The following is a 3,765-nucleotide window of genomic DNA, read 5'->3' on the forward strand; positions in this document are numbered from 1 at the left end:
GTCCCTGGGCGGGCAGCGGACTGAACCCATATCCTGCATTTCTCGCAAGGACAGTGCCATGAGTCCGGTCCTGCCTTTTGTGTTCGCGCTGCGGCGAAGTGGCTATGGGCCGTGGCCGGCCCGGTCGACGCGATGGGAGCCGTGCTGCCGGACGTGATGTCACGGGCTGGTTGGCAGTGGCTGTTCGGCCCAGATGAGTTTCCCGTCGGGTGCGTTGCGGGTTCCCCACCGGCGGGACAGGTGGGCGACGAGGGCGAGGCCGCGGCCGTTTTCGTCGGTGGTCTGGGGGTGGCGCAGCCGTGGGTGGTTGTTGCTGGTGTCGTACACCTCGCAGGTCAGCGCCCCGTGCCGGATGAGGCGCAGGCCGATCGTGCCCTGGCTGTGCCGGATGGCGTTGGTGACCAGCTCGCTGACGATCAGTTCCGTGGACTGGGCGAGGCGGTCCAGTCCCCACTGGGCCAGTTGCCGGGTGACCAGGGCCCGGGCGCGGCTGACGAACGCCGGTTCGGCCGGGAGCTGCCACGAAGCGATCTGGTCCGGGCCAAGTGAGCGGGTCCGGGCGAGGAGCAGGGTGACGTCGTCGCTCGGCGCCCTGGCCGGCAGTGTCTCCACCACCGACGAGCCGAGCTCGTCCAGCGTGAGGCCCCGCCGGCTCAGGATCGTAGCCAGGCGATCCATCCCGATGTCGATGTCCTGGTTGCGATCCTCGATCAGGCCGTCGGTGTAGAAGGCGAGCGTTGTGTTCTCGGGCAACTGAACCGTCACGGACTCGAAGGGGACCAGTCCGAGGCCGAGCGGTGCGCCGGCAGGCAGATCGGCGAAGGTGACGCCACCGTGCGGATCGATGATCGCGGGAGGCGGGTGCCCGGCCTGCGCCATCGTGCAGCATCGGGTGGCCGGGTCGTAGACGGCGTACAGGCAGGTGGCGGTCATGGTCGTGTTAGCCGGGTCATCTGGGTCGGCATCCGCCTCGGTGAGGCGGAGGACCTGCTCGTCGAGGCGGCTCAGGAGTTCATCGGGGGGCATGTCCATATCGGCCAGGGTGCGTACCGCAGTGCGGAGCTGACCCATGGTTGCCGCTGCTTTGATGCCGTGTCCGACCACGTCTCCGACGACCAGGGCGACCCGGGCGCCGGGCAGTTGGATCACGTCGAACCAGTCACCCCCCACACCGTGGTGGTCGTCGGCCGGCAGGTAGCGCGAGGCCACGTCAGCGGCCGCACCGCCCGCCGCATGGTGGGGGAGCAGGTGACGTTGCAGAGCGAGGGCTGCGGAGCGTTCACGCGCGTACTGGCGGGCGTTGTCCAGGGACAGTGCGGCCCGGCTGACCAGTTCCTCGGCCAGGAGCAGGTCGTCCTCCTCGAACGGCGCACGGTCGCCAGTTCGTACGAACGCCGCCACACCCAGCACGGCACCCCGGGCGTGGATCGGGACGACGATCAATGAGTGTGCCGTGCAGTCGTGGATCGCCGCCCGTGCCGCATCGTGGTGATCCACCCACGTGCCGGGCGAAGTGTCCAGGATCGGTTCGAAGTGGGACTTCCCCGAGCGCAGGACGCTGATGTTTGGCGACGTCGGCGGGACAATGACCGCCTCTGCCCGCGCGGCCAGGGCCTGCGAGGTCTCCGGGTGGATCGTGGCCAAGCCCGCGCGGCGGAACGCGGGGGTGCGACCACCCTTGAGGCCGAGGCGTGCCAGGGGCTCCTCGCCGAGGGGAACCGACTCCGCCAGGTCGACGGTGGCGTGGTCCGCGAGGAGAGGCACCGCGAGATCGGCGAGTTCCTGCCCGGTCTGCATCACGTCCAGGGTGGTTCCGATCCGCTTGCCGGCCTCGCCGAGGATCGCCAGACGCTCTTGCGCCCGCCGGCTGTCGGTGGCGTCCACGCTCACGGCGCACACGCCCAAGGCGCGGCCCTGCGCGTCGTCGAGGCGGAAGAACGACGCCGTCAGCGTGTGTCGCCTGGGTGCTTGCGCCGGCAGGAACGTCCGGTATTCCACGTTGAGTGCCGGGACGCCGCTGTGCAGCACCTGGCGCATCAGTGCCTCAAGTTGTGCGGCTTCGGTGCCGGGAGCCGCCTCCGGCAGTCTGCGGCCCAGCCGTCGCGGCATGGGGATGCCGTCCTTGAGGCCCTGGGTGTCGTTCACCCACGTGCAGCGCAGTTCGGTGTCGCGTATGACGACCCCGACCGGCAGACGGCTGGGGAGATTCAGTGTTCCCGGGAGCGACTCCAGCACCGCTCGGTCCGCCGCCCAGGCGGGGGGCGTGCCCTTGCCGCCTGCCGACACGACCCACTGGGCCTGGCCGTTGTGTCCGGACAGCGACTGCACGCACAGGCGTACGTCGATCCTGCGGCCGTCGCGGTGGCGGACCTTGACGAAGCCGGACCGACCGCGGGCTGCGCCCGGCTCGAAGAACGCCGATGCCTTCGCTCGGTCCTCGCTGTCCACCAGGAGGGTCGCCGCGGGGCAGCCCACCACGTCCGCCGGTGGGTATCCAACGAGCTGCTCGGCGGCCCGCGTCCATCCGACCACCCTCTTATTCGCATCCAGCAGGGCTATCGCCGTGCCGGTGCCGGCGGCTTCAGCGGCCGTCCGGACTGTGGTGAACGGCGTTCCGGTGGAGCTGCTCATCGATCATCCTCTCTCTGTGCGACCTGTTGGGCTGCGCCGGGCCCCTGGCAGGCCTTGCGGCGAAAGCACCCGTCCAGAGCGGCAGAAGGCACGCCCTGTTTCCGGCTGGCTCGTGGCGGGTGATCGTCTGTCGGTCGGGCTGGGGGCAGGGCCGCTCACGACTTCAACGTTAGCGGTTGGATTTATATACGCAAGTCAGGGTAGATCGGATTAGATGTGATTGCTTCCTATTTGTAGAGATATGGGAGGTTTCGTGAACTTCGGTCGCGGGCGGTTCTGGGTGTGTCGGCGGAGGGAGGCGGGGCGGGCGGCCCCAGGTGCCGACTCCGGCGAGGGGTGCGGGGTGTGAAGGGTGAGGCATGCGAGGTCTGCGCTATGGCGTGGGGCTCCCTGGAAGCCGTCGACGGTCAGGATTGCGGCAGGGGTGGGCTCGCACGCCTGCTGCATTCGCGCCGTTGCGTGTGGAGGTCTTCGTGCAGTGCGGGGTCTGGATTGCAATACGAGATCCAGGAGAGTATTGTCCGAAATGCTCCAGTCGGGGACGTGTATTGCGCGGGAGGTGGACAGTGTCAACCCAAGGGCAGGGGTCAAGCCCCATGAACAACGAGCCGGCCTGCTCCATCGAGCGCAGCCTGCAGATTCTCGGCGAGCGCTGGACGTTTCTGGTGCTCCGCGAGATCCTCACCGGGAAACATAAATTCGCGGAGATCCAGTCGTCCCTAGGCATCGCAACCAACCTGCTCAGCGCCCGGCTCAAGCTTCTCGTCGAGAGCGGCGTGCTGTGTACGCAGGCATATCGGGAACCGGGCAGCAGGCCTCGGCAGAGCTACCACCTGACTGAGGCGGGGCGAGACCTGCGGGTGGTGCTGTCAGCGCTCCAGCAGTGGGGCGACCACCACCGCCCGCGCCCCTCGGGCCCCTCCGCGCTGCGACGGACGCGCTCCACCAGCCGCCCCGTCCACGTGGGCTTCCTCGACGACGACGGTCACGAGGTGCCCGCCACCGAAGTGGTCACCATCACGGATACGGCGGCCAGGACCTGACCCCAGTGCCGTGACCGCGTAGCCTCACTGGGTTGGGCATGGCAGGTCGCCACCAACGCCTGCACTGCAGCAGCCACCGGGACGGCGTCAG

2 protein-coding genes are annotated in these 3,765 nt (G+C 68.8%); one reads left to right on the forward strand and one right to left on the reverse strand.

All coding sequences use genetic code 11. The annotated features are described in order from the left end of the window. Positions 1 to 159: 159 nt before the first annotated feature. A complete protein-coding gene (locus PV341_RS44200; protein ID WP_500360889.1) occupies positions 160 to 2,631 on the reverse strand; it encodes a SpoIIE family protein phosphatase in 2,472 nt (823 codons plus the stop codon). A gap of 596 nt (positions 2,632 to 3,227) precedes the next feature. On the opposite strand from PV341_RS44200, the gene PV341_RS44205 reads away from it, so the two are divergent. After that, positions 3,228 to 3,674, forward strand: a complete 447-nt coding sequence (locus PV341_RS44205) for a winged helix-turn-helix transcriptional regulator (protein WP_500329801.1) — start codon at positions 3,228 to 3,230, stop codon at positions 3,672 to 3,674. The last annotated feature ends 91 nt before the right edge of the window (positions 3,675 to 3,765 follow it).

The organism is Streptomyces sp. PA03-1a, assembly GCF_033792805.1.
Classification (GTDB): domain Bacteria; phylum Actinomycetota; class Actinomycetes; order Streptomycetales; family Streptomycetaceae; genus Actinacidiphila.